The organism is Chryseobacterium sp. JJR-5R (assembly GCF_034047335.1).
In the GTDB taxonomy this organism is placed as follows: Bacteria; Bacteroidota; Bacteroidia; order Flavobacteriales; family Weeksellaceae; genus Chryseobacterium.
Genome location: NZ_CP139137.1, coordinates 2,917,620 through 2,941,220 on the forward strand (window position 1 = coordinate 2,917,620; position 23,601 = coordinate 2,941,220).

Below are 23,601 nucleotides of genomic sequence, written 5' to 3' on the forward strand. Positions count from 1 at the left end.
GGGAAGACCTCTGCAAAAAAAGTGTATGAATAAAAAAAGTGCCACCATATATGACATCTCAAAGAAGCTAAACGTAAGTGTGGCAACTGTTTCAAGAGCATTGAACGACCATCCTAGAATAAGCTACGCCACGAAAGACCTGGTGAAGAAAACCGCCAAGGAAATGAACTATAAGCAGAATAATCTTGCGAAGGCTCTGAAAAGCGGGGAAACAAAAAACGTAGGCATCATCGTGCCTTATATCAATACCAATTTCTTCTCATCAGTGATCCGGGGAATTGAGGAAGAGCTTTCTCCGCACGGGTATCATGTGATCATCTGCCAGAGCCATGAAGACGTGAATATTGAGAAGAGGCACTTAAACACGCTGCTTAATGCACAGGTAGACGGGATTTTTATGTCGGTTTCCAAAACAACGGTTGATACGGACCATATCCAGAGTATTCTGGACACAACAAACACGCCGATTATATTTTTCGACCGTAAAAGGGATATCGGAGGAATCAGTACAGTGACCATTGATGATTATCGCGGCGGGTACATGGCTACCGAACACCTGATTAGTGAGGGATATAAAAACATCTGTCATTTTTCCGGTGACCTGAACCTTGAAATCTACCAGAACCGCCTGAACGGCTATAAACAGGCCCTGGTCAACCATCAGCTACCTGTAAAGGAAGAGAATATCATCTCAACAGGAAGTTCTATTGATGCCGGGATCGAAGCCATTAAAACACTCTGGGCTCAAAAGTCTGTTCCGGATGCCATTTTTTCTTCAAGTGATTTTGCTGCTTTGGGTGCCTGCCAGGAATTAAAAAAACGCAACATTAAAATTCCGGAAGAAGTTGCCGTCATCGGTTTTTCCAATGAACCTTTTACCCAATTTATGGAGCTTGCCATGAGTTCCGTGGACCAAACGCCCGTAACCATGGGAAAAATGGCCGGCCAGGTTTTTATTGACAGCATAAAAGAACATGGATCCGGAGTTTCTATCGAAAAAAAAGTGGTTCTGGCACCGCAGCTTTGCGTGAGGAAGTCTTCGAAAAGGAGATAGCTTCAGCCAGCATAAATTGCTGATACGTTCAAACCATTCACACCCATTTTGCCTTACTGTAATTATCTTTCAGAGCACATTTGAGTGGGGATGTTAAATTATCCTGCTGATGAAATTAGCCGTTTATTTCCCCGATCCTCTCCTCTTGTAGTTCATCAGATAAATTCCTTTTTCAGAGCTTTTTGAAAAATTGCTTCCCAATTCCCAGAACAGGCGTGCCTTTGCTCTTGCGTTCTCATTGGTGAAATTTTCGTATTCAATTCTGTAGATGGAACTGAACAGGCGCGAACGCCCTACGCCATGGTGACAATGGATGAGAAAGGGATAATTTCCGGGATTATCCATAATCTTTAAAAATTCCTGAACCGTACGGTCTTCAGGGATCTGATCAGTGGGCAGATTAAAATAATGCACACCGGCAATTTTACCCGCCGCATATTGCTCGGCATTTACCTGCTTTTTGGTCTCTGGATTCAAGGCGGTCTGCACCAGGCCGTCACGCAGATCAATAATTGTTTTTATCTTGTACTCACTAACGACATCCGCTAATTTTTCCGGAGGAACTGCTCCTGAGTTATATACTTTATTTTCCGAAATCGTTACCAGGTTATACCGTATTTTTTTCTGATACAACACAAATACCAGAATCAGGGCTGCCACAACAGCTAATGAAATCAATATCTTTTTCGTTATATTATTTTTGAAACTCAGGTTCATAAGGCTTTGACGGTTACATTTTAATTGCTGCGAATCTACAATCTTTTTTAGAATATTGATAAAGCTTTGTATTGATTCATGAAAATATGCGTGTCATTTTTGTTTGTTTATATTTTGCGTTTGTAATTTTAACCTTCTTAAACCACCCTGTCTTTTTTCTCCGAAAAAATCCACCCCTCCAAGGGAGGGGTGGCGAAAATTCCAAAGAATTTTTGACGGAGTAGTTTAAAACATTGCGCTCTTATATAATGTACTCTCAATATTACATACCGTCCGGAGTATATGCAACCAAACCTTGCAGGTTTTCAAAACCTGTAAGGTTTCATCAGAGTTTCCATTACGGATTTCATCATACGGGGCATTTTTATACCTTTTAATTTAATTTGCATCCGGTAAGCATTCTCAACAAAACATTATCAACAATGACCTTGACAAAACCGATGTCGCGGATTTGAAATCCGTGACTTTATCATGCAAAATATGGCTACACATCTGCATCATCTGATAATTCAACTATGAAATTTTTGTACTTTTAAATAAAAACACAGATGTCTACAAAATACAAAGCTTTAGATATCGATCAAGCTTACTTTATTACCATCACAACTGTAGGATGGGTTGATGTATTTACAAGATTATCACAAAAAATGATCATTATAGATTCTTTGAAATATTGTCAAAATCAAAAAGGTCTTTCCATTTTTGCTTACTGTTTAATGTCAAACCATCTTCATTTATTTTGTCGTGCAGACAGCAAATACACTTTATTTGAAATCATGAGGGATTTTAAAAAATTTACTTCAAAAAAAATTATTGAAACCATACAATCTGAACCTGAAAGCCGAAAGGAATGGATGCTGGATTATTTTAAAAAGACCTGTGAACATCTTTCCAGAGGTCAAAATTTTAAAGTATGGCAAGATGGTTATCACGCGGAAGAAGTTTTTTCAAACAAATGGATTAAGCAAAAGATAAATTATATTCATCAAAATCCCGTCAAACAGAAAATAGTGGCAGAGCCTGAGCATTACTATTTCAGCAGTGCCAGAAATTATGCAGAATTAGATAGTGCTTTGGATGTATTTGTTGTTTTTATGGGGTGATTTCTCGTCACGGATTGCAAATCCGCGCCATCGGTATTTTTATGGGTTGCTGATGGTTACATGCAATACTAAGCACGGTTGCAAATCCGCTACATCGACGCTATCTAATTACAAATCCGCGCTATCTATAAAAGAAAACGCTCCTTACCGAAGCAAGAAGCATTTTCAATCCTAATATTTAATATAATTAACCCATTACAGGGAGACCCCTCGTCTCCATGGAATGAAATCATTCTGGTTAAGAACGTCCGCTTTGGTTTTTACTTCGCCGCTGGCTACGTTGATGATGAGTTCCAGAAGTTCGTCTGCCGCTTCAGGAATTGTTTTTTCTCCGCTGATGACCGCACCGGCATTGAAATCAATAATGTCTGACATTTTTTCGGCCAAAACCGTGTTTGAAGAAATCTTTACGACCGGTGAAATTGGATTTCCCATCGGGGTTCCGAGACCCGTGGTGAAAAGCACAACTGTCGCCCCCGAACCTACTAAAGCCGTTGTACATTCGGCATCGTTTCCGGGTGTGCAAAGAAGATTGAGGCCGGGCTTGGTGGCATATTCCGTAAAATCAAGGACTTCAACAATGGGTGCAGATCCTCCCTTTTTTGAGGCACCTGCAGATTTCATGGCATCGGTAATCAGACCGTCCTTGATATTTCCTGGGGATGGGTTCATATCGAAGCCTGACCCTGCCGCCACTACCGATTCTTCAAAATCCTTCATCAGCTTCAGGAACTTTACGCCGTCTTCATCATTAATACAGCGGTTCACCAACTCCTGCTCCACGCCGCACAATTCAGGGAATTCGGCAAGCATGGTGGTTCCGCCTACGGCTGCCATAATATCGGAAACCTCACCCAAAACAGGGTTGGCAGAAATTCCTGAGAAACCGTCTGAACCGCCACATTCCAAACCAATATTCAGCTTGGTGATCGGTGCAGGTGTTCTTTCTATTTCGTTGGCCTTTTTAATGCCTTCGTATGAATCTTTAATTACACCGGTCAGCATGGCATCAATCGTTCCGGATTTCTGCTGTTCGTATACCACGATCGGTTTTCTGTTATTGGGAGCCAGTGTGTTCAGTGCATCCATGAAAACCTGAACCTGAAGATTCTGGCATCCTAGGCTGAGCACCGTAGCACCAGCTACATTCGGATTATTGACGTATCCTGCAAACAGCCTTCCCAAAGCTTCGGCATCCTGACGGATCCCGCCACAGCCGCCCTGGTGCGTGATAAATCGTACATCGATATTTTTAAATATTCTTGTATCAGGCTCCTCTTCTTCCACCACAATATCAGCTGTTGCACCGCCGTTTAACAAAGATCTCAGCAACAGTTGGTGCTTGCTGGCTTTGTCGTGCAGCAATTCTTTTTCAAAAATATCCTTCAGCGTTTCGATATTCTTGTTTTCGCAGAATACCAAAGGAAAAAACAGCCAGATGTTTTCGGTTCCCACCTGTCCGTCTTCACGGTGGTAGCCCATAAAGATGCGGTCTTTCCATTTATCAACATTGGGTGGAGTCCAGCCCAGCGTACCGGTTTTACCGACTACTTTGGCGCTCTGGTGCTTCACATTTTCAGTGGTGATGACCTCGCCTCTTTTGATGGGCTGGTTGGCTTTCCCAACGATAACACCATACATCAGAATATGGTCACCATTCTCAAAATCTACGGCAGCGAATTTATGTTTTGCTTTAATATCTTTAAGAACCGTATAATCCGTACCGTCCAAATGCACCGATTCTCCGGCAGGCAAATCCAGCAGCGCCACAATAACGTTGTCTTTGGGATTCACTTTCAGTACTTTCTTTTGCATCATTTCTTAAGAATAAAATTGGATAAAGTTTCTGTGGGCAGTTTCCATGTCATGATGGTCGATTTCATACAGTGCTTTGGCAACTGCATCTTTCAGGCCTTCCACCTGAGCAAGGTCTGTGTCCCAGAACAGTTTTTCGCTTAGTGCCAGTTCTGAAACCGTATTATAATCTTCGTTCGCCCAGATTTCTCTGAACCTGTTTACAATCGCCTCTTCGTCATTTAAAGGTAATGATTTATCACCGAAACTCCCCTGGTAAAATCTGATTAAACTTGCCAGAGAGAACGTTAAATTCAATGGAAGCTTATTATTCATTTCAACATATTTCAACAAACTCGGAAGCACCCTTACTTTAAATTTGGAAACAAAATACAGAGCAATGCTTGCCTGGTAATGTTTGATGAACGGATTCCTGAAACGGTCAAAGACCTCTTCTGCAAAATCCTTCAGCTCAGCTTCATCCAACCCTAATGTCTGGTTGACTTCATTAAAAACAGCATCGCTTAAAAAAGTACCGATAAACGGGTCGTCAACAGATTCTTTTACGGTTTCTTTTCCTGCCAGCACGGCCGGTGCCAGCATCAGAGTATGGCCGCCATTCAGGATTCTAACTTTTCTCAGGCGATACGGCTGGATATCATCCACCACCAGGATCTGTTCATTGATTTCACTAAAAGGAATCCTTTCTTTCAGATTTCCGGCTTCCTGAATCACAAAAAGCAGGAAAGTCTCAGAAACCACCATCATTTTATCTTCGTAATCCAGCTGGTCTTCATATGATTCCGCGTCATCTTTCGGATACCCCGGAACAATCCTGTCAACCAGTGTGTTATGGAAATAATTATTCTGATTGACCCACTCCGTAAAGTCTTCTTCCAAATTCCAGAGCTGTGCATATTTCAGGATGATCTCCCTCAGCACAAATGCATTGTTTTCAATCAGTTCACAAGGGATAATCCTTAGTCCTTTGTCTGCTGCGCCGTTGAAATGCTTAAATCTTTCATGCAGTAAAACCGTAACTTTCGCAGGGAAATTTTTATGCGGGCCTTCGTAGGAAGTCTCCGTTTCATCGTAAGCAATCCCCGTTTCCGTGGTGTTTGAAAATACAAATTCCAGGGCTTCTTCTTTTGCAAGGGCTAAGAATTCATCGTAATCCGCATAGGGGTTAATGGACTTCTGAATCGCAGAAATCACCTGTTTTTCATCAATGGTTTCTCCTTTTTTGATTCCACGGGTGAAAAGGGTGTAGAGATTGTCCTGCTCTTCCAGTTTATGAACGGAACCATTCGGAGTCGGCTGAACGTTGACAATCCCGGCATTGAAACCTGCTTCCCTGTTTAGTTTATCGATTATATAATCCGTAAATCCGCGCATGAAGTTTCCTCCCCCGAACTGTACGATTTTGATTGGTAGTTTTATGTCTGATCCGCTGTTCTGGCGGTTGATCTGTTGTTTTGTCTGATTTTCCATTTTTTAATTTGAATTAAATTGTGTTTTTAATCCGATGAAATCCTGATGCTGAATGCTGTTAAACGCAAAGTCCGCAAAGATTTTTTAACTCGTCATTATTTACTGATCACTTTATATTTCGGCACCAATGATTTCATCACCACCCATGCAATCAGGTAAGCAACGGCACAGATTGAGAAAATGATCATGTATCCTTTATCAATTCCGTCCGAGACTACAGCTCCTGATTTTTTCAGCTGTTCAAAAAAACCTTCCGGCAAACGGTCATTGACATATTGAGGGTATTTTTCCAGCAACGGAACCCCGTCAACGGTTGACCATGCTTTATGCGCGTGATCAAATAACAATCCTGAAGATTTATTAATTAAAAATGAACCGATTCCGCCTGCCATGCCTCCGATTCCCGTAATGGTTGCAATGGCTTTTTTAGGGAACATATCGCCTACGGTTGAGAAAATATTGGCGGACCATGCTTGGTGTGCTGCTCCTGCCACCCCGATAATTAAAACAGGAAGCCAGTAAGTGATTGTTCCTAAAGGTTGTGCTAAAAGGGCTAACAGAGGAAAAAAGGCAAAGATCAGCATGGCTTTCATCCTTCCGTTATACGCATTCATTCCTAATTTTTCCACAAAATATTTTGGAAGCCAGCCTCCGATGATGGATAGCAGCGTAATCATATACAATACGAATAACGGCAATGCACTTTGGGTAGAATCCATCCCGTACACCGAACTCAGGTAAGCCGGCGTCCAGAATAAGAAAAACCACCAGACTCCATCGGTCATAAATTTCCCGAAAGCAAAAGCCCAGGTCTGCCTGTAGCTGAAACATTCCCTGAACGTAAATACTTTTTCCGGAACGGAAGTATCTTCATTGGGAAGATCATCCTGGTCCTGATTAATGTAGGTCAGTTCATGCTCGTTGACTCTTTTATGCAGATGGGGTTTTTTGTATACAAAGACCCAAAGGCCCATCCATACAAATCCCAGTGCTCCGATAATGATAAATGCCCACTCCCAGCCCATTGACTTGGCAATAAACGGAATGGTAATCGGTGCTGCCAGAGCTCCTACTGTGGCTCCCGCATTCCAGATACTGGTAGAGAATGCCCGGTCTTTTTTAGGGAAATATTCTGCCGTAGTTTTAATGGCTGCCGGGAAATTCCCTGCTTCGCCGATTGCCAGTACGAAACGGGCAAAAATGAATAAGGTAACACTTGTGCTGATGATGGCAGAAGTATTGGAAACGGTGGCAATTAATTCTTTTGAACCGTGAAAGCCTGCCATCCAGTTTCCGGTAAGGATCCCGGAGGTTGCCACTCCGCAGAATGCATGTAAAACGGCCCCGATAGACCAAACCCCGATGGCCCACAGGAAACCTTTTTTGGTATCCATCCAGTCTACAAATTTTCCTGCGAAAAGCATCCCCACTGCATAAAATATGGAAAATAGTGCGGTGATGTTTCCGTAATCATTGTTATTCCAATGAAATTCGGGTGCAATGAAGTCTTTCCACGTTAATGACAGTACCTGGCGATCCAGATAATTGATGGTGGTGGCAAGAAATAACAGTAAACAAATAGTCCATCTGTATTGGGTCGGTTTAAGCGATTTAACTGAACTCATCGTTAATTTAAGAATTTAGTTATGTATTATTTTAAAGCCTGAATGATATCCAGTACTTTCTTTGTTTCATTTTCGATGGCTGCATAATCTTTGGCAGCCATCAGGTCTTTACTTACCAGCTTGCTTCCCATTCCCACGGCAGAAACACCGGCTTTGAACCAGCTTTCAATACTTTCTTTTGTAGTGTCCACACCTCCGGTCGGCATAAATTTCAGATTCGGGAAAACATCTTTTACGGCGCTCATAAATCCGGTTCCCAACACATTTCCGGGAAACAGTTTAATAAAGGTTACGCCTGCATTTTCAGCTTCTATAATTTCTGTCGGGGTCATGCAACCCGGGCTGTACAAAAAGTCTTTCGGAATTAAAAATGCCGCCACTTCCGCCACAAAACCCGGACTGATAAAAAAATCCGCTCCTGCCTGGTAATATTCTTCGGCTTGTTTTACATTTTTGACGGTTCCTATTCCTAAAAGCATTTCCGGCATTTCTGCATTGCGGACTTCTACCATTTTTTTGAAATTGCCCAACGCAGCTTCTCCGCGGCTGGTATATTCTACCGCACGTATTCCTGCTCTGTAAAGCGATTTCAGTATCTCTAAAGTTACCGTTTCATCTGCATTATAATAAAGAGGCAGGACCCCCTGATTGATAATGGTATTGGTAACTAATTGAATTTTTGTCATTTTGTTTAATTATTTTATTTGAAAATAATCTTTGATGGGATTAAATGCATCCTTTAGTATGCTGCCTTTTCAGGGCTTTTATCTTGTTCTTTTTGAGCGGAGAGTCTGCTGAGTTTTTTTTCTGCTGAGTTTTAAAGGTTCATAAAGCCGCTCTGCTTATAAAGTAAAGACCATCAAGACTTAGACAGTATTTACTGTATTGGGTACCTTTTTAAGCCAACCGCTCAAGCCCACCCGCCGGTTACCTCTTGATGCGTCCTCCGGAATTCCCGGCCATTACTTCGAGGATATCTTCTGCGCTGCAGTAATTGATATCGCCTAAAATGGTGTGTTTAATGGCACAGGCGGCATTGGCGAAATGCAATGCTTTTTCGTCACCGAAATTTAATAACCCGTAAATCAGACCGGCTGCAAAAGCATCTCCTGTCCCGATCCTGTCGACCACAGGATTTACTTCCAGAAGTCCGGTTTCAAAATAATTCCCTTCAACCAAAGCCCGTCCCTGCGTCTGCTGGGAACTTGCCGTAACGCCGATTCTTATTTTGTCGAAAATTTTATGAATAGATGGACACTGTTTTTTTAATTCTTCACAAGCTTCCATGAAACCTTGCTGGTCTGACGTAAACTGAGTCCCTAAAATTTCATTGATCTCATTCACTCCGCCGATAAAAACCGTTGAGTAAGAAACCAGCTCTTTTAACACTTCGTTTCCGCTTTTTCCGTATTTCCAGAGGTTGGAGCGGTAAGCAGGATCGGCAGTCACTTCAATGCCCATTTCACGGGCAGTCAATAAACCTTTTTTCAGCGTTTCATAGGCACCTTCTGAAATTCCTGGGCTGATGCCTGTCCAGTGGAAATATCCGCAGCCTTCCAGCGCTTTTTTCCAGTCTACCTGTTCAGGTCTGATATTGGCGAAAGAACCGTTCAGCCTGTTGTATGCAATTCTGCTGGCCCGTACTGAGGAACCGACTTCCAGGAAATACAGCCCTAAAGGATGTTCATTCTTACTGATGAAAGCGGTATCAATACCAAAGCTCTTCACAAAAGAAAGCGCCGATTCTCCTACGAAATCATCTGAAACAGCACTTACATGCTTTACTTCGCAGCCCATGGTGGCCAGTGAAGAAGCAACGTTCAGCTCTGTACCGCCAAAAAAGAATTCCATTTCGTGGCTCTGCTTCATGATCCGGTTTCCCGGTGGTGAAAGCCTCATGATGACTTCGCCGAAAGTAAGTATTTTGCTAGACATATTTTAATAGATACCCTTTTATTGTTTAATATCTGCTGTTATTCAAACGCAAAGAGCGCTAGTTTTTTTAACCACTGACTGTCTTTAAGTTTGCAAAGATTTTTTATTTAGCTATGCTCAAAAACATTTTCAGGTTTAGAAAAAATTGCAGATAGGTAAATTATTGTTTTTATTTAATCCGGAATTTAAAAATCGAAATAATTTTTAGCATTGTGGTAACAGATGTCGGAAATGGTTTTCCCGATCAGTTCCATATCATCCGGCAGTTCTCCGTTTTTCATTTCTTCCCCGAAAAGGTTACACAGCACCCTTCTGAAGTATTCATGCCTTGGATAAGAAAGAAAGCTTCTGGAATCCGTCAACATGCCTACGAAGCAGCTGATAAGGCCCATGTTGGAAAGGGCATTCATCTGCCTGATCATCCCGTCTTTCTGATCCAGGAACCACCATCCTGAACCGAACTGCACTTTCCCTCTGATGCTGCCGTCATTGAAATTCCCGATCATCGTAGCGAAAATTTCATTGTCGGCAGGATTTAAATTATATAGGATTGTTTTGGTCAGTTTATCTTTTCCGTCTAAGGCATTCAATAATTGAGACAGCGTTTCAGCCTGCACGAAATCACCGATAGAATCCCATCCGGTATCCGGGCCTAAAATTCTGTGCATCCTTTCGTTGTTGTTTCTCAATGCTCCCAGGTGGAACTGCTGCACCCAGCCAAAAGTATGGTAGATTTCTCCCAAGAATAATAAAATTGCTGTTTTGAACTGGTTTACCTGCTTTTCAGCGATTGCTTTCCCTGATAATTTATCCGTGAAAATGGTATTAACCTCTGTTTGCGAAGCTTCTTCAAAAGAAATGTTGTTCAGACCGTGGTCACAAAGCCGGCATCCGTTTTCGTGGAAATATTCAATCCTTTTAAGTAAAGCATCACACAAAGCCTGATAAGAATTAATCTCAATTCCGGCCGATTCGCCTAATTTGGAAATATAATCTGTGAAGTTGTGGTTTTCAATCAGGATCGCTTTATCCGGACGGAACGCCGTGCTTACTTTAATATCGAAATCACTTTTTGCCAGGTCCTGGTGGTAATTTAAAATATCAGTAGGATCTTCCGTGGTACATAAAGATTCTACATTCATCATTTTCAGCAAACCTCTGGTTGATTTTTCCGGAGTCTGGAGCTGTGCGGTGATGTTTTCATAGATTTCCGAAGCATTATCTGCATTCAGCAATTCATCAATCCCGAAATATCTTTTCAGTTCCAGATGGGTCCAGTGATATAAGGGATTTCTGAGGGTATGGGGAACCGTTCCGGCCCAGGCCTGGAATTTTTCTTTGTCTGAAGCATCCCCGGTAATGAACTTTTCGTTCACGCCCATCGTACGCATGGCCCTCCACTTGTAATGGTCGCCGGCAATCCAGACCTTGGAGATATTTTCGAAAACGGTATCTTCTGCAATATCTTTAGGAATCAGGTGATTATGGTAATCGATAATCGGCTGCTTTTCTGCGTAGCTGAAGTAGAGTTCTTCAGCATATTTATTCTGTAATAAAAATTGATCTGTTATAAAAGGTTTCATTCTTTTCTGGTTCTGTGGTTATTCATTAGCCGGTTTTCCGATGGTGGCCAGGATTCCTCCGTCAACGTAAATAATCTGCCCGTTAATGAACTTACTGGCATCGGAAGCTAAGAAAACGGCGGTTCCGGCAAGGTCTTCAGGGTTCCCCCATCTTCCTTCCGGTGTCCTGCTGATGATAAAATCATTAAACGGATGCCCGTCTACACGGATGGGTTCCGTCTGGGAAGTGGCAAAATACCCGGGACCGATCCCGTTCACCTGGATGTTGTGTTTTGCCCATTCCGTTGCCAGGTTCTTGGTCAGCATTTTAAGGCCTCCTTTTGCAGAAGCATACGCCACTACATTGTCACGGCCCAGCTCGCTCATCATGGAGCAGATGTTGATGATTTTTCCGGATCTTCTTTTGATCATGTGTTTGCCGACCAGCTTGGACATGATGAAGGGACCGGTAAGGTCTACATCAATTACTTTTCTGAAGTCTTCCACTTCCATATCAATAGCCGGAATACGTTTGATGATTCCTGCATTGTTGACCAGAATGTCTATTTTGCCGTGTGTGGCTTCCATCAGCGCTACTTTCTGAATGGCTTCCAGCTCGTCTGTCACATCAAAGAGATAGCCTGTTGCACTGTATCCTTTGCTCCGGTAATACTCCAGTGCCGCTTCTAATTTTGAGGGGGTTGTACTTGTAATGGCCAGTTCTGCGCCTGCTGCGGCAAGGCCTTCTGCCATAGCCATTCCCAAACCGTGGGTACCGCCTGTTACAACGGCTGTTCTGCCGGATAAATCAAATAAATTCATTGGGAAAGTTACTTTAGTTCATTGGTTTTAACACCGTCCATATCGCCATAATCCATATTTTCTCCGGCCATTCCCCAGATAAAGGTATAGTTTGAGGTTCCGGCTCCTGAGTGGATTGACCATTCCGGAGACAGTACCGCCTGCCTGTTGCTCATAAAAATATGGCGTGTTTCATCCGGCTGGCCCATGAAATGGCTTACCGTCTGCCCTTCTTCAAGATCGAAATAGAAATAGGCTTCCATTCTTCTGGCATGGGTGTGCGCGGGCATCGTGTTCCAGATGCTTCCCGGCTGAAGTTCCGTCATTCCCATCTGAAGCTGGCAGGTTTCCAGTACACTGTTGACAATAAGTTTATTGATTACACGCCGGTTGGCATATTTTTCATCACCCAGCTCTACAATTTCAGCTTCGTTTTTGGTGATCTTTTTTGTAGGATACGTATGATGTGCGGGTGCGGAGTTGATGTAAAAGTAAGGCTGTTCCCCGCCTGTTTTTTCAAAAACCACTTCTTTTGCTCCTTTACCGATGTACAGAGCTTCTTTATTTCCCAGCTCGTATATTTGGCTGTCTACGGTTACTTTTCCGGCACCGCCGACGTTGATAATGCCAAGTTCTCTCCTGTCCAGGAAATGTTCTGCTTTCAGATCATCGGTCGGTTCCAGCTTTAAAGCTTTTGAGGAAGGCATGATACCGCCAACAATCAGCCGGTCATACATGGAATAAACCAGCTTTATTGTATCTTCATTAAATAAATCATTGATCAGGAACTCCCTTCTGAGATCTTCTGTAGTATACTTCTTAACATCTTCAGGATGATGGGCGTAACGAAATTCCGAATTTGTCATACTTCTTTTTACTTTTCTTTATTTGCGGTTTTATCAAAACCTGTTAAACATTGCGTAATCGATTGCATAAAATTACACCAAATTGAGCAGAAATACTTATGGGATAAATATATAATTAATATTTAACCTGTTAACAAAAATTTAATTTTAATTTATAAAAATCTAAAATACAACTGATTAAAATTTAATACCCATAGAAATCGGGTGAAAATATGCTTTGAAAATATTTCTTTTTTTTACCGAAATCCATGTCTGCTCCATGTGCAGTTTTAAAATCAGCATAGCAGATTAAAGGAATTGCGTAATATTGATTTAACAATGATCTTATTATTTATATCATTATATCATCCACAAAATACAATAAATTTACCAATGAAACAATCCTGAAAATAATATTCAGGAAAAGATGATAAAAATCAGGAAAAATGTAAAATACGTCTGGCTGAATGTTAATTTCGGGACATTTTCAGAGTCGAAAATTAGATAATTTTAAGTAATTTTTAACATTGCAAAAGTGAATTGATTTATTTTCATATCATATTTATCATTAAATATTTTACTAAGTTTTAATTCAAAAAGCATTAATAATCAATACTTTAATACCCATATCTGATATTACACCGTTTACTATTTATTAACAGGAAAAAATTATTTAATGAAAAAATAACATTTTTTTCTTTGCGTATTGGAAAATAATATTAGTTTAGGAGGCATAATATTTACTGTGAAACTTTACGCAATCGATTGCACTCCATGCGTGATTATTTTCCTGAAAATAGATACCACTAAAAAGCAGCATACTTAAAAAATCCACAAAAAAAGAGATTGAAAAAATCTTCAACCAAAAAATTAAAACTATAAGGATACTTAAATGGATAAAAAAGTACATTCAATAAAATGGTTATATTTAACCGTTTTTCTACTTCCTGTCCTTGCTATGGCTCAAGAAAAAGGGACAAAGAAGGATAAGGAAACCCAAATTGACGAAGTGGTTCTGGTCGGCTACACGAAGGTTTCTAAAAAAGATGTCACCAATGCCGTTTCTTCTGTAAAAGCAGAGGCCATTAAGGATATGCCCTCTACCAATGCCGCCGAAGCCATCCAGGGAAGAATGGCCGGGGTAAGAGTGGCATTAAGCGAAGGTGCGCCGGGCGCAGACGTGGATATCGTTATCCGGGGAGGCAACTCTATTACGGGGAGCAACGCACCGCTTTACATCGTAGACGGCGTTCAGATGGATAATGCCCTGACCATTCTTTCACCAAAGGAAATCGAATCCATCGAGGTTCTGAAAGACGCTTCTTCTACCAGTATTTTCGGCGCGAGAGGTGCCAACGGCGTGGTGCTGATCACCACAAAGGGAGGCCGTAGAAGAGCTAAGACCTCCATTAATTATAATGGATTTTTAGGGGTAAGAAAAATTCAGAATACGATTGATGTTTTAGACCCTTATCAATTTGTGCTGTATCAGTACGAAGTGTATAATAAAGGAGGCATACAGACTGACAAGGACGCTTTTGTTGCAAGATACGGCACATATGATCAGCTGGCATCAAAATACAAGGACATCAAGAAAAGAGACTGGCAGGATGAAGTTTTCGGGAGGGAGGCTTTCAACTTTACCCACAATATCTCCATTACCGGAGGATCTGATAATTCGTCTTTCTCATTGTCATTGAACAATGTACAGGAAGACGGGATCATGATCGGTTCGGGATTCAAAAGAAATATGGCCAACTTCAAATATGATTATGATCTTTCCAAGAAAGTAAGCATGACTTTGAATGCCAGATACAGCAGGCAGACTATTTTCGGAGCAGGAACCTCTTCCACCGGTTCGCAGAGTAACAACAGGCTGAGAAATGCCGTAAGGTACCAGCCGTTTGAAGGAGGTTCCAATGTAAATGTTGATGATTTCGATCCTTTGTTTGCCAATGAGACCAATCTTGTAAACCCGGTTCTTCTGGCGAATAACGAAGTTCGGGAAAACGGCAGAAATGACTTGCTTCTTAACGGAATCCTGGAATATAAAATCAGTAAAGATTTTACCTTCAGAAGTGTGATCGGGTATGTACAGAGGGATGAAGAAATCAATCAGTTTTCCGGGACGATCACCAGCCTTGCGAGGCAGAACAATGACCAGCCTGTGGTTTTCATGAGCAAGACCCAGTCCAGAAGAATTACCAATACCAATACCTTAAATTTCAGAAAAACATTAGGCAACCATAAATTAGATTTACTGGCAGGACAGGAAACGGTGAAAACAGATGCCGAAAGCTTAACAATGACCGTAAAATGGCTTCCGAAATCAATCACTGCCCAGGAAGCATTTGCCAATATCCAGTCGGTTACCGCTCCTTCAGGACTGGTTCAGGATGCTCCGCGAACCAATGTTTTACCTGACCGTTTGGTATCATTCTTCGGGAGGGCCAACTATATTTTTAAAAACAAATATATCGTAACGGCATCCATGAGAGCAGACGGATCCAGTGTATTCGGGCCCGGAAACAGATGGGGCTATTTCCCTGCCGCTTCCGTAGCATGGAAAATCGGCGAAGAAAATTTCTTAAAAGACAGCAAAACAGTCAGTGACCTTAAGCTGCGTGCAGGATACGGTTTATCCGGGAACAACAGGATCCAGGCTTTCCTGTACAATACATTCTATACCACGTCATCTGACTACGGCTATGCATTCGGGACTAATGTGACACCGGGCGCAACAACAGGGAATACCATGTCCAACACCGGTGTAAAATGGGAATCGGCTGCTTCTAAAAATATCGGATTGGATTTTGGATTTTTCAAAAGCAGACTGTACGGTACGCTTGATTTTTACCAGACAGACACCAATGACTTGTTGCTTTTGGCAAAAATCCCTCAGACTACGGGTTATGAATACCAGTTTCAAAATTCAGGAAGCACCACCAATAAAGGGATTGAATTCTCTGTGGGAGGCACCATCATCAATAAAGAGAACTTTAACTGGAAGATGGATGCGAATATATCCTCAAACAGAAACATCATTAAAAGTTTAGGAGCCAGCGGATCTGCAAGTGCCAACTTTTATTTATACCCTTCAGGCTGGCAGAATAATTTAAATGACTTCCTGGTACAGGTGGGCAAGCCGGTTGGTACCTACTGGGGCTATGTAACAGCCGGAAGATATGAAATCAGTGATTTTGACTATAATGCAACAACGCAGGTCTACACACTGAAATCCGGTGTACCGAATGCATCAGCTGCTGCCAACGGAGCAAAACCGATACAGCCGGGGGATCTTAAGCTTCAGGACCTGAACGGTGACGGAGTTATTGATAACAATGACATGACGGACCTGGGAAGTGCTCAGCCTAAAGCCTACGGGGGTTTCAGCCAGACTTTCCGTTATAAAAACTGGGATATGAGCATGCTCTTCAATTTCTCGATCGGGAATAAAGTATACAACGCCAACAAGATCGAATACTCCACACAGTATTTATACCGGGACAACAATATGCTGGCCGAAGTGGCCGACCGATGGAAATGGTTTAATGATGCCGGGGAAAAGGTAAATGACCCGACTGCACTGGCTGCATTGAATGCCAACACTACAGGATGGACTCCTCCTGCCGGTGCCTATTTCCTGCATTCCTATGCAATTGAGGACGGTTCTTTCCTGAGATTAAACAACATTACGTTAGGATATTCTTTAGGGAAAGATTTTACCAAGCAGTTAGGCCTTTCAAATTTCAGGCTGTACTTTACCATGAACAATGTATTTACAGTAACAGGATATTCCGGGTATGACCCTGAGGCGAATACCAGAAGGAATCCTCTGACACCGGGTGTAGATTATGCTGCTTACCCACGCAGCAGGTTTATCTTATCCGGCGTTGATATAACCTTTTAACCTACTACTCTACTATTATGAAGAAAAATAAATTTTTAGCTATTCTATTTTCCGTTATCGGTCTGGTATCTTTAAATTCATGTGAAGAATATCTGGATGTAGAAAGCTTATCCAATACCGCTGAACAACAGCAATTCGATTCTGCCTCTGATACATTTTCAGCATTGGTGGGCGTTTATAATGCCACGATGGGCGACAATACCTACGGGCAGAGAATGAACCTGATCCTTACCCAGTCCGGGGACGACTTCAGGACTTCAGGGGATTATAATGCCAATGACAGAAGAGGAATCAGCTGCTTCGGCGCGATACCGACCAATACAGAACTTATACGGCCTTTCCTGGATACCTATGCGGGGATTGAAAGGGCAAACCTTGTTATTAAAAACATCCCGCTTTCACAGGTGATGCAGACGGGTTCGGCAGCAGATAAGGTATTAATGAACAGATACCTGGGTGAAGCTTTAACTTTAAGAGCCCAGTTCTATTATGACCTGATCAAAAACTGGGGTGATGTTCCGTTTCAGGATGTGCCGTCCGCAGACCTTGCCGATTTTTACCTTCCGAAAACGGACCGGGATGTGATCTATGATAAAATCCTTGATGATTTATTAAAAGCTGAAGGCCTTGTGCCATGGAGGTCTGAAGGAGGAACAACAGCGCAGAGGATCTCAAAAGGTGCCGTAAAAGGTTTGAGGGCAAGGATCGCCTTGGCAAGAGCAGGATATTCCTTAAGAAGGAACCCGCAGCAGATGCTGAAAGGCTCTAATCCTCAGAAATATTATCAGATCGCCTACGATGAGTGCAAAGACATCATGACTTCCGGGCAGCACCAGCTGAACCCGAGCTATGAAGGCTTATTCAGATCCCTGCACACCAATACCCAGGATGCAGCCAATGAAGTGATCTACGCCGTCGGAGCATTCGGAGGAAACTCAAGGACAGACAGTAAAATCGGGTATTACAACGGATTGAGACATGATGATACCGACTGGAAATCTTCCGGCGGAATCAGTGCCATTCCCGTATATTTCTACGAGTTTACCAAATATGACCTGAGAAGAGACGTAAATGTTGCCATCTTCAGGGTAAGCACCACAAAACAGGAAGAACTCCAGACCTCCATCAACTGGAATGACGGGAAATTCAGAAAATCCTGGACATCGATTACCGGGACTTCCCAAAACCTTGGAATCGACTGGCCGTTGCTAAGATATTCCGATATCCTTTTGATGTTTGCCGAAGCCGATAACGAATTGAACAGTGCACCATCTGCACAGGCAGTCAATGCCGTGTTATCCGTAAGACAGAGGGCATATGCTGGAAACCTGGGCCAGGTAGGAACCATCCCCACGGATAAAACCGGATTCTTTAACTATATTGTAAAAGAAAGACAACTGGAATTCGGAGGAGAAGGCCTCAGGAAATATGACCTGATCCGCTGGAATTTACTGGAAACCAAAATTAACGAGACAAGAACCAAGCTTACCCAGTTCATGAATGGTACCGGTGCTTATGCAAACGTTCCGGAATATATTTTCTATAAAAAAGTAGTATATACCCCTACTAAAACAGCACAGCAAAACATTACGGATATAGATTTCTATACTGCAACCGGAGTTGCAAAAGCAGATATTTTCTACAGCCCGAACCAAAGTGTGGCAACACCGTCCGGATATACGAAAGTAAACTGGAGACTGGCAATGACACAGCCCTACATCAGTGGAGATCCCGTAAAAAGCTATGCATATTATTTCCAGCCCAACAGGAAAGAACTGCTTCCGCTTGCTTTAGACGTTATTAACTCCAACTACAATCTTACGCAGGATTACGGTTACTAGATAAAATTTCACATTCATATTTATTTCAAGAAAATACAGGCTTTTCCTCGTTAAAAAGGATAAGTCTGTATTTTAACTAAAAAATCTTTCAATGAAAGCTTCCGGTTTTATTAAAAATTTTACAGCTTTTTCAGCTTTTTCAATCGTACTTATCAGCCTTCTTTCTTTCAAAACCAATGAGAAATCAATCGTGGTTTCGAAAGACGGGAAAGGCAACTTCACCACAGTACAACAGGCCATTGATGCCGTTGAAAACGGTTCTTCTTCAAGAACGAAAATTTTTGTTAAAACAGGGGTTTATAAAGAAAAGATCATCATTCCTGAAACAAAAGGAGCTATTCTCCTGGAAGGGGAAAATCCTGAAAATACCATCATCACTTATGATGATTTTGCTTCCAAAAAGAATGCAGAGGGTAAAGATATCGGAACAACAAATTCAGCGACAATTTTTATTTATTCAGATAACTTTACGGCAAAAAACATTTCATTTGAAAACAGTTCGGGAAGGGTCGGACAGGCCGTTGCGGTGCTGACTTCAGGCGACAGGATTGCTTTTGAAAACTGCAGGTTCCTGGGAAATCAGGATACTTTATATTTAAAAGGTGTCCAGGATTCGCCGGATAAAACAAAGCCTTCAAGGAATTATTTTAAGAATTGCTACATCGAAGGCACAACCGATTATATTTTCGGGGCCGGAACGGCCGTTTTTGAAAACTGTACCATTTTTTCCAAGGAAACGGCAAGCTACGTTACGGCCGCTTCCACGCCACAGGAAAACGAATTCGGATTGGTGTTCATCCATTCTAAAATCACCGGCAATGCAAAAGAAAATTCCGTTTACCTGGGGAGACCCTGGAGGCCTTTTGCCAAAACAGTGTATCTTGACTGTGAAATCGGTTCAGTCATAAAGCCTGAGGGCTGGCACAACTGGAACAAGCCCGATGCGGAAAAGACAGCTTTCTATGCAGAATTCAATTCCAAAGGAGCCGGAGCCCATACTTCAAAAAGAGTTTCCTGGTCACATCAATTAACCAAAGAAGAAAGAAAAAAATATACAGCAGACAATATTCTTAAAGGAAAAGACAACTGGAACATTAAAAAAAGTTTAAAATAGACAATCAAAGCCTCAACGCCAAAGAAATTTTTCAGGTACGAATATGAAAAAGCACTTCACAAAAATAATAACGGCAGGCATTTTATGCGGAAGCCCGGCTTTTACTGAAGCTCAGAAAGTCCTGAGTTTTCCCGGCGCAGAAGGCTTTGGAAGATATACAACAGGCGGACGCGGCGGAAAGATATATATTGTTAATAAACTGGCAGACGACGGTTCACAGGGTACTTTAAGATATGCTTTGGACCAGAAGGGCCCGAGGTATATTGTTTTTAAAACCGGAGGCACTATTTATCTGGAATCTCCGTTAAAAATAAAGGAAGGCGATGTCACCATTGCCGGGCAGACGGCTTACGGGGACGGAATTACCGTTGCCAACTACGAAACTTTTGTCGCCGCAGACAATGTGGTTATACGTTACATGCGGTTCCGGATGGGCGATCAGAAAAAGTTTGAAGGCGATGCTTTCGGAGCCCGGTTTGTAAAAAACCTGATCGTTGATCATTGTTCGATGAGCTGGTCTACAGACGAAACCGTTTCCATGTATGTGAATGAGAATACAACCCTTCAGTGGTGCATTATTGCAGAAAGCCTGAGAAATTCCGTTCACCAGAAAGGGGCTCACGGATACGGAGGAATTGCAGGCGGAAAATCTGCCACTTTTCATCATAATATCTATGCCCATCACGACAGCAGGAATCCGAGGCTGGGAGAATATGCAGGAAGTAAATTTGCACTGACCGATCTTACCGATTTCAGGAATAATGTCATTTACAATTGGGGACACAATAACATCTACGGCGGCGAAGGGATGAATGTGAATATCATCAACAATTACTACAAACCCGGACCGGCAACAATGACCAGACAACGCATTGTAGCCATCGATAAAAACGAAAAACCTGAAGCCGAAGTCTACAATATCTGGGGTAAATATTATATTGATGGAAATGTGGTGGAAGGAAATCCGCAAGTAACGGAAGACAACTGGACGGAAGGTGTTTTTGCGCAGATGAAGTCTTCGTACAACCTGACGGATCAGGATAAAAATTCCATAAAAATCAACCGGCCCCACGATATTCGGGATAATGTAAAAACACAGCCGGCAAAAGAAGCGTACGGGAAAATCTTACAGATCGCAGGCGCCAGTCTGGTAAGGGATGCTGTTGATGAACACGTGTTGAAAGATATAAAAAACGGGACCTCTACGTACAGAGGGTCAAAAGGAAGCACCCATGGGATTATTGATTCACAAAATGACGCCGGCGGATTTCCGGTATTGGATCCAGGAAGGCCACTACCCGATTCAGACAACGATGGAATGCCTGATGAATGGGAGATCAAAAATAAATTAAACCCGCAAACTGCTGATGCCAACGGACGGGATTTAGATAAAAATTACGATAATATTGAAGTTTATTTTAATGATATTGTTAAAAAAATAACCGAAAGACAATTCTGATAACCATGGAAATTTTTAATTCGGCTATATTATCTGATAAAGTATGATGAAATTTACTGTATTGAAAACAGCATTCGCAGGCGCACTTTTAAGTTCAGCATTGCATTGGGCGCAGGCTTCTGTAATTGAAAAAATCAAGAAAAACCCCAAAGCTCCCTTTTCCTATGCAGAGCTTTCTGTAAAGGAAGGCGGAAAATGGGAAGGCAACAAATACATCGGCGGAACGTTTAAAAACATTCAGGAACTCACAATTCCTGCATCGCACACGGATCATTCTTCTTACATCAGGTACGAAGGGATCGGGCTGGAAAACAACCAGATCGGCTATAGGTTATATCTGGACTGGAGAAATGCAACGGATATTTTCGGTAAAAAAACTAATACTTTGGTTTTACCTGAAGTCGGGCAGGATGGTTTTGAATCCTATCATCATGATGCGCCCTGGGGACAGGATATTCTGAAATCCGGACGTACCATCGGTATTGGTTCATACGGAAGATATGACGAGCAGAATGATTTTATTGAGACATTTAAAATCGTAAAAAACACGTCCGTAAAAGTAGTCAATGACAAAGACAGATCTTATGCTGCAATCGATTACACAGGCTGGAAAACCTGGGGTGATCCGGTAGACCTGCAGTCCAGGCTGACCATCTTCAATAAAGACCGTTTTGTAAAAGTAGAGGTAAATCTGAGCAATACCCTGTCAGGATTATGCACGGGAATTGTCGCCATTAAGAATATTCCGTTAAGACAGGGAATCAGCAAAAATAAAAAATGGGCGTACATGGCAACGTACGGGCAGCAGACATTAGCCAAAAAAGAAGACAACCTGGGAATGGCAGTCTTCTACCCTATTGAAAATTTTGATAAATATGTACAGACAAAATCTACGCATACCGTAGTTTTTAAGAAAACAAAAAACATTTCCTATTACTTTTTGGGAGCGTGGTCACAGGAGCCCAACGGCCTGGCGACCGAAGAATCTTTCTATCAGGATTTAGATAAAAAACTGGAAATTTTAGATAAAAATAATCAACTTTAAAGTTTAAAAAATGAATATGATTAACCATACCATAAAGGCATACGCAGTAGCCGTTTTAAGTTCAGGAATGTTCCTTGCCTGTGCCCAGACGAAAACCGCAGCCACCGCAAAACCGGCAGCCGAAACTTCAGCATCAGGAAAAATTATTCCTGCCAACCTGAAATGGTCTGAAAGAATGATGCTTTCCGAAATGCAGCGTTTTCCGGAAGCATGGATGCTGGATTTCAGCAAAAGCCCGAAATGGACGTACCCTTCGGCAATTGTTCTGGATGGCGCCGAACAACTTTATATCAAAACCGGGAAAAAAGAATATTACGATTACATCAGCGGCTTCGGAGAACAGCTGATCAAAGAAGACGGTACTATTCTTACCTACGACCTTTCCAAGTACAATATCGATATGCTGAACAGCGGGAATGTCCTTCTCTATCTGTATGAAAAAGAGAAAAAAGACAAATACCTGAAGGCGCTTCAGACGTTACGTTTACAGATTGATGGGCAGCCGAGAACCAACGAAGGCTCTTTCTGGCACAAGAAAATATACCCTAATCAGGTCTGGCTGGACGGGCTTTATATGGGGATGCCTTTCTACACACACTATACAAAAGATTTCACCAAAGGTACAGATGCTCAAAAAGCATATGACGATATTGTTTTCCAGTTTGATTCTGTTCAGAAAAATCTTTTAGACAAAAAAACCGGGTTGCTGTATCACGCCTGGGATGAAAGTAAAAAAGAAGCATGGGCCGATAAAGAAACCGGACTTTCACCGAATTTCTGGGGCAGGGCAATGGGCTGGTACGGGATGGCCATGGTAGACGTTCTGGATTACCTGCCTGAAGACCACCCGGGAAGAGCAAGATTAATTTCTTATATAAAATCTTACGCAGATGCTGTGATTAAAGTTCAGGATAAAAAATCCGGTCTCTGGTACCAGGTCCTGGATAAGCCGCTGACCAATGGCAATTATGAAGAAGCCACTGCATCAGCAATGTTTGTGTATACCATGATCAAATCGGTAAACAAAGGATATTTGCCCGCCTCTTATAAAACTCCCGCTAAAAAAGGCTACGACGGAATCATTAAACATTTAATTACCGTTGACAAAAACGGTGTGGTAAACTTAAATAAATGCTGCGCGGTCGCAGGCTTAGGCGGAAAACCTTACCGGGACGGCTCTTACGAATATTATGTAAACGAAGAAATCCGTTCCAACGACGGAAAAGGAACAGGGCCGTTTATCCTGGCAAGCTTGGAATTTGAAAAATAAAACTGAGCACTGCCACCTTATTCCTATTACCTAAA

The 23,601-nt window shown here is 42.1% G+C and carries 17 protein-coding genes; 8 read left to right on the top strand and 9 right to left on the bottom strand.

All coding sequences use genetic code 11. The annotated features are described in order from the left end of the window. Positions 1 to 25 precede the first annotated feature (25 nt). On the top strand, positions 26 to 1,054 hold the full coding sequence (locus tag SD427_RS12790) for a LacI family DNA-binding transcriptional regulator (protein WP_320558194.1): 1,029 nt from the start codon (positions 26 to 28) through the stop codon (positions 1,052 to 1,054). Between the two features lie 123 nt (positions 1,055 to 1,177). Here the strand turns inward: SD427_RS12790 and SD427_RS12795 are convergent, their stop codons facing one another. Continuing rightward, on the bottom strand, positions 1,178 to 1,771 hold the full coding sequence (locus tag SD427_RS12795) for a dual specificity protein phosphatase family protein (RefSeq protein WP_320558195.1): 594 nt from the start codon (positions 1,769 to 1,771) through the stop codon (positions 1,178 to 1,180). Positions 1,772 to 2,319: 548 nt separating this feature from the next. Here SD427_RS12795 and SD427_RS12800 point away from each other — a divergent pair. Next, positions 2,320 to 2,874, top strand: a complete 555-nt coding sequence (locus tag SD427_RS12800) for an REP-associated tyrosine transposase (RefSeq protein ID WP_320558196.1) — start codon at positions 2,320 to 2,322, stop codon at positions 2,872 to 2,874. Between the two features lie 195 nt (positions 2,875 to 3,069). Here the strand turns inward: SD427_RS12800 and SD427_RS12805 are convergent, their stop codons facing one another. From SD427_RS12805 to kduI, 8 genes are all read right to left on the bottom strand, one after another. Continuing rightward, on the bottom strand, positions 3,070 to 4,689 hold the full coding sequence (locus tag SD427_RS12805) for an altronate dehydratase family protein (protein ID WP_320561044.1): 1,620 nt from the start codon (positions 4,687 to 4,689) through the stop codon (positions 3,070 to 3,072). Between the two features lie 6 nt (positions 4,690 to 4,695). Then, positions 4,696 to 6,159 (bottom strand): tagaturonate reductase, encoded by a 1,464-nt coding sequence (locus SD427_RS12810; protein WP_320558197.1) that lies wholly within the window; start codon positions 6,157 to 6,159, stop codon positions 4,696 to 4,698. Between the two features lie 95 nt (positions 6,160 to 6,254). Beyond that, positions 6,255 to 7,784, bottom strand: coding sequence for an MFS transporter (locus SD427_RS12815; RefSeq protein WP_320558198.1), 1,530 nt, complete (start codon positions 7,782 to 7,784; stop codon positions 6,255 to 6,257). 26 nt (positions 7,785 to 7,810) lie between these two features. Further along, complete coding sequence (locus SD427_RS12820; RefSeq protein ID WP_320558199.1) at positions 7,811 to 8,470, bottom strand: bifunctional 4-hydroxy-2-oxoglutarate aldolase/2-dehydro-3-deoxy-phosphogluconate aldolase; 660 nt, start codon at positions 8,468 to 8,470, stop codon at positions 7,811 to 7,813. Between the two features lie 241 nt (positions 8,471 to 8,711). After that, on the bottom strand, positions 8,712 to 9,719 hold the full coding sequence (locus tag SD427_RS12825) for a sugar kinase (protein ID WP_320558200.1): 1,008 nt from the start codon (positions 9,717 to 9,719) through the stop codon (positions 8,712 to 8,714). Positions 9,720 to 9,904: 185 nt separating this feature from the next. After that, a complete protein-coding gene (gene uxaC / locus SD427_RS12830; RefSeq protein ID WP_320558201.1) occupies positions 9,905 to 11,302 on the bottom strand; it encodes a glucuronate isomerase in 1,398 nt (465 codons plus the stop codon). A gap of 18 nt (positions 11,303 to 11,320) precedes the next feature. Beyond that, positions 11,321 to 12,103: a gluconate 5-dehydrogenase gene (locus SD427_RS12835; protein ID WP_320558202.1), complete on the bottom strand. Its 783-nt coding sequence runs from the start codon at positions 12,101 to 12,103 to the stop codon at positions 11,321 to 11,323. A gap of 8 nt (positions 12,104 to 12,111) precedes the next feature. Further along, the gene (gene kduI, locus SD427_RS12840) at positions 12,112 to 12,948 is read right to left on the bottom strand and encodes a 5-dehydro-4-deoxy-D-glucuronate isomerase (protein ID WP_320558203.1); all 837 of its coding nucleotides are present in this window, start codon (positions 12,946 to 12,948) and stop codon (positions 12,112 to 12,114) included. A 937-nt stretch (positions 12,949 to 13,885) separates the two neighbouring features. Here kduI and SD427_RS12845 point away from each other — a divergent pair. From SD427_RS12845 to SD427_RS12870, 6 genes are all read left to right on the top strand, one after another. Then, positions 13,886 to 16,837, top strand: a complete 2,952-nt coding sequence (locus SD427_RS12845; RefSeq protein ID WP_320558204.1) for a TonB-dependent receptor — start codon at positions 13,886 to 13,888, stop codon at positions 16,835 to 16,837. A gap of 17 nt (positions 16,838 to 16,854) precedes the next feature. Then, complete coding sequence (locus SD427_RS12850; protein WP_320558205.1) at positions 16,855 to 18,678, top strand: RagB/SusD family nutrient uptake outer membrane protein; 1,824 nt, start codon at positions 16,855 to 16,857, stop codon at positions 18,676 to 18,678. A 91-nt stretch (positions 18,679 to 18,769) separates the two neighbouring features. Continuing rightward, positions 18,770 to 19,792, top strand: coding sequence for a pectinesterase family protein (locus SD427_RS12855; protein WP_320558206.1), 1,023 nt, complete (start codon positions 18,770 to 18,772; stop codon positions 19,790 to 19,792). Positions 19,793 to 19,835: 43 nt separating this feature from the next. Then, complete coding sequence (locus SD427_RS12860) at positions 19,836 to 21,251, top strand: pectate lyase (protein ID WP_320558207.1); 1,416 nt, start codon at positions 19,836 to 19,838, stop codon at positions 21,249 to 21,251. A gap of 43 nt (positions 21,252 to 21,294) precedes the next feature. Beyond that, the gene (locus SD427_RS12865; RefSeq protein WP_320558208.1) at positions 21,295 to 22,296 is read left to right on the top strand and encodes a DUF4861 family protein; all 1,002 of its coding nucleotides are present in this window, start codon (positions 21,295 to 21,297) and stop codon (positions 22,294 to 22,296) included. Positions 22,297 to 22,312: 16 nt separating this feature from the next. Beyond that, positions 22,313 to 23,566, top strand: a complete 1,254-nt coding sequence (locus tag SD427_RS12870) for a glycoside hydrolase family 88 protein (RefSeq protein ID WP_320558209.1) — start codon at positions 22,313 to 22,315, stop codon at positions 23,564 to 23,566. Positions 23,567 to 23,601 lie beyond the last annotated feature (35 nt).

Coding starts and splice junctions, on each gene's coding strand:
- SD427_RS12790 (WP_320558194.1), top strand. CDS start 26: ATGAATAAAAAAAGTGCCACCATATATGACATCTCAAAGAAGCTAAAC.
- SD427_RS12795 (WP_320558195.1), bottom strand. CDS start 1,771: ATGAACCTGAGTTTCAAAAATAATATAACGAAAAAGATATTGATTTCA.
- SD427_RS12800 (WP_320558196.1), top strand. CDS start 2,320: ATGTCTACAAAATACAAAGCTTTAGATATCGATCAAGCTTACTTTATT.
- SD427_RS12805 (WP_320561044.1), bottom strand. CDS start 4,689: ATGCAAAAGAAAGTACTGAAAGTGAATCCCAAAGACAACGTTATTGTG.
- SD427_RS12810 (WP_320558197.1), bottom strand. CDS start 6,159: ATGGAAAATCAGACAAAACAACAGATCAACCGCCAGAACAGCGGATCA.
- SD427_RS12815 (WP_320558198.1), bottom strand. CDS start 7,784: ATGAGTTCAGTTAAATCGCTTAAACCGACCCAATACAGATGGACTATT.
- SD427_RS12820 (WP_320558199.1), bottom strand. CDS start 8,470: ATGACAAAAATTCAATTAGTTACCAATACCATTATCAATCAGGGGGTC.
- SD427_RS12825 (WP_320558200.1), bottom strand. CDS start 9,719: ATGTCTAGCAAAATACTTACTTTCGGCGAAGTCATCATGAGGCTTTCA.
- uxaC (WP_320558201.1), bottom strand. CDS start 11,302: ATGAAACCTTTTATAACAGATCAATTTTTATTACAGAATAAATATGCT.
- SD427_RS12835 (WP_320558202.1), bottom strand. CDS start 12,103: ATGAATTTATTTGATTTATCCGGCAGAACAGCCGTTGTAACAGGCGGT.
- kduI (WP_320558203.1), bottom strand. CDS start 12,948: ATGACAAATTCGGAATTTCGTTACGCCCATCATCCTGAAGATGTTAAG.
- SD427_RS12845 (WP_320558204.1), top strand. CDS start 13,886: ATGGCTCAAGAAAAAGGGACAAAGAAGGATAAGGAAACCCAAATTGAC.
- SD427_RS12850 (WP_320558205.1), top strand. CDS start 16,855: ATGAAGAAAAATAAATTTTTAGCTATTCTATTTTCCGTTATCGGTCTG.
- SD427_RS12855 (WP_320558206.1), top strand. CDS start 18,770: ATGAAAGCTTCCGGTTTTATTAAAAATTTTACAGCTTTTTCAGCTTTT.
- SD427_RS12860 (WP_320558207.1), top strand. CDS start 19,836: ATGAAAAAGCACTTCACAAAAATAATAACGGCAGGCATTTTATGCGGA.
- SD427_RS12865 (WP_320558208.1), top strand. CDS start 21,295: ATGATGAAATTTACTGTATTGAAAACAGCATTCGCAGGCGCACTTTTA.
- SD427_RS12870 (WP_320558209.1), top strand. CDS start 22,313: ATGATTAACCATACCATAAAGGCATACGCAGTAGCCGTTTTAAGTTCA.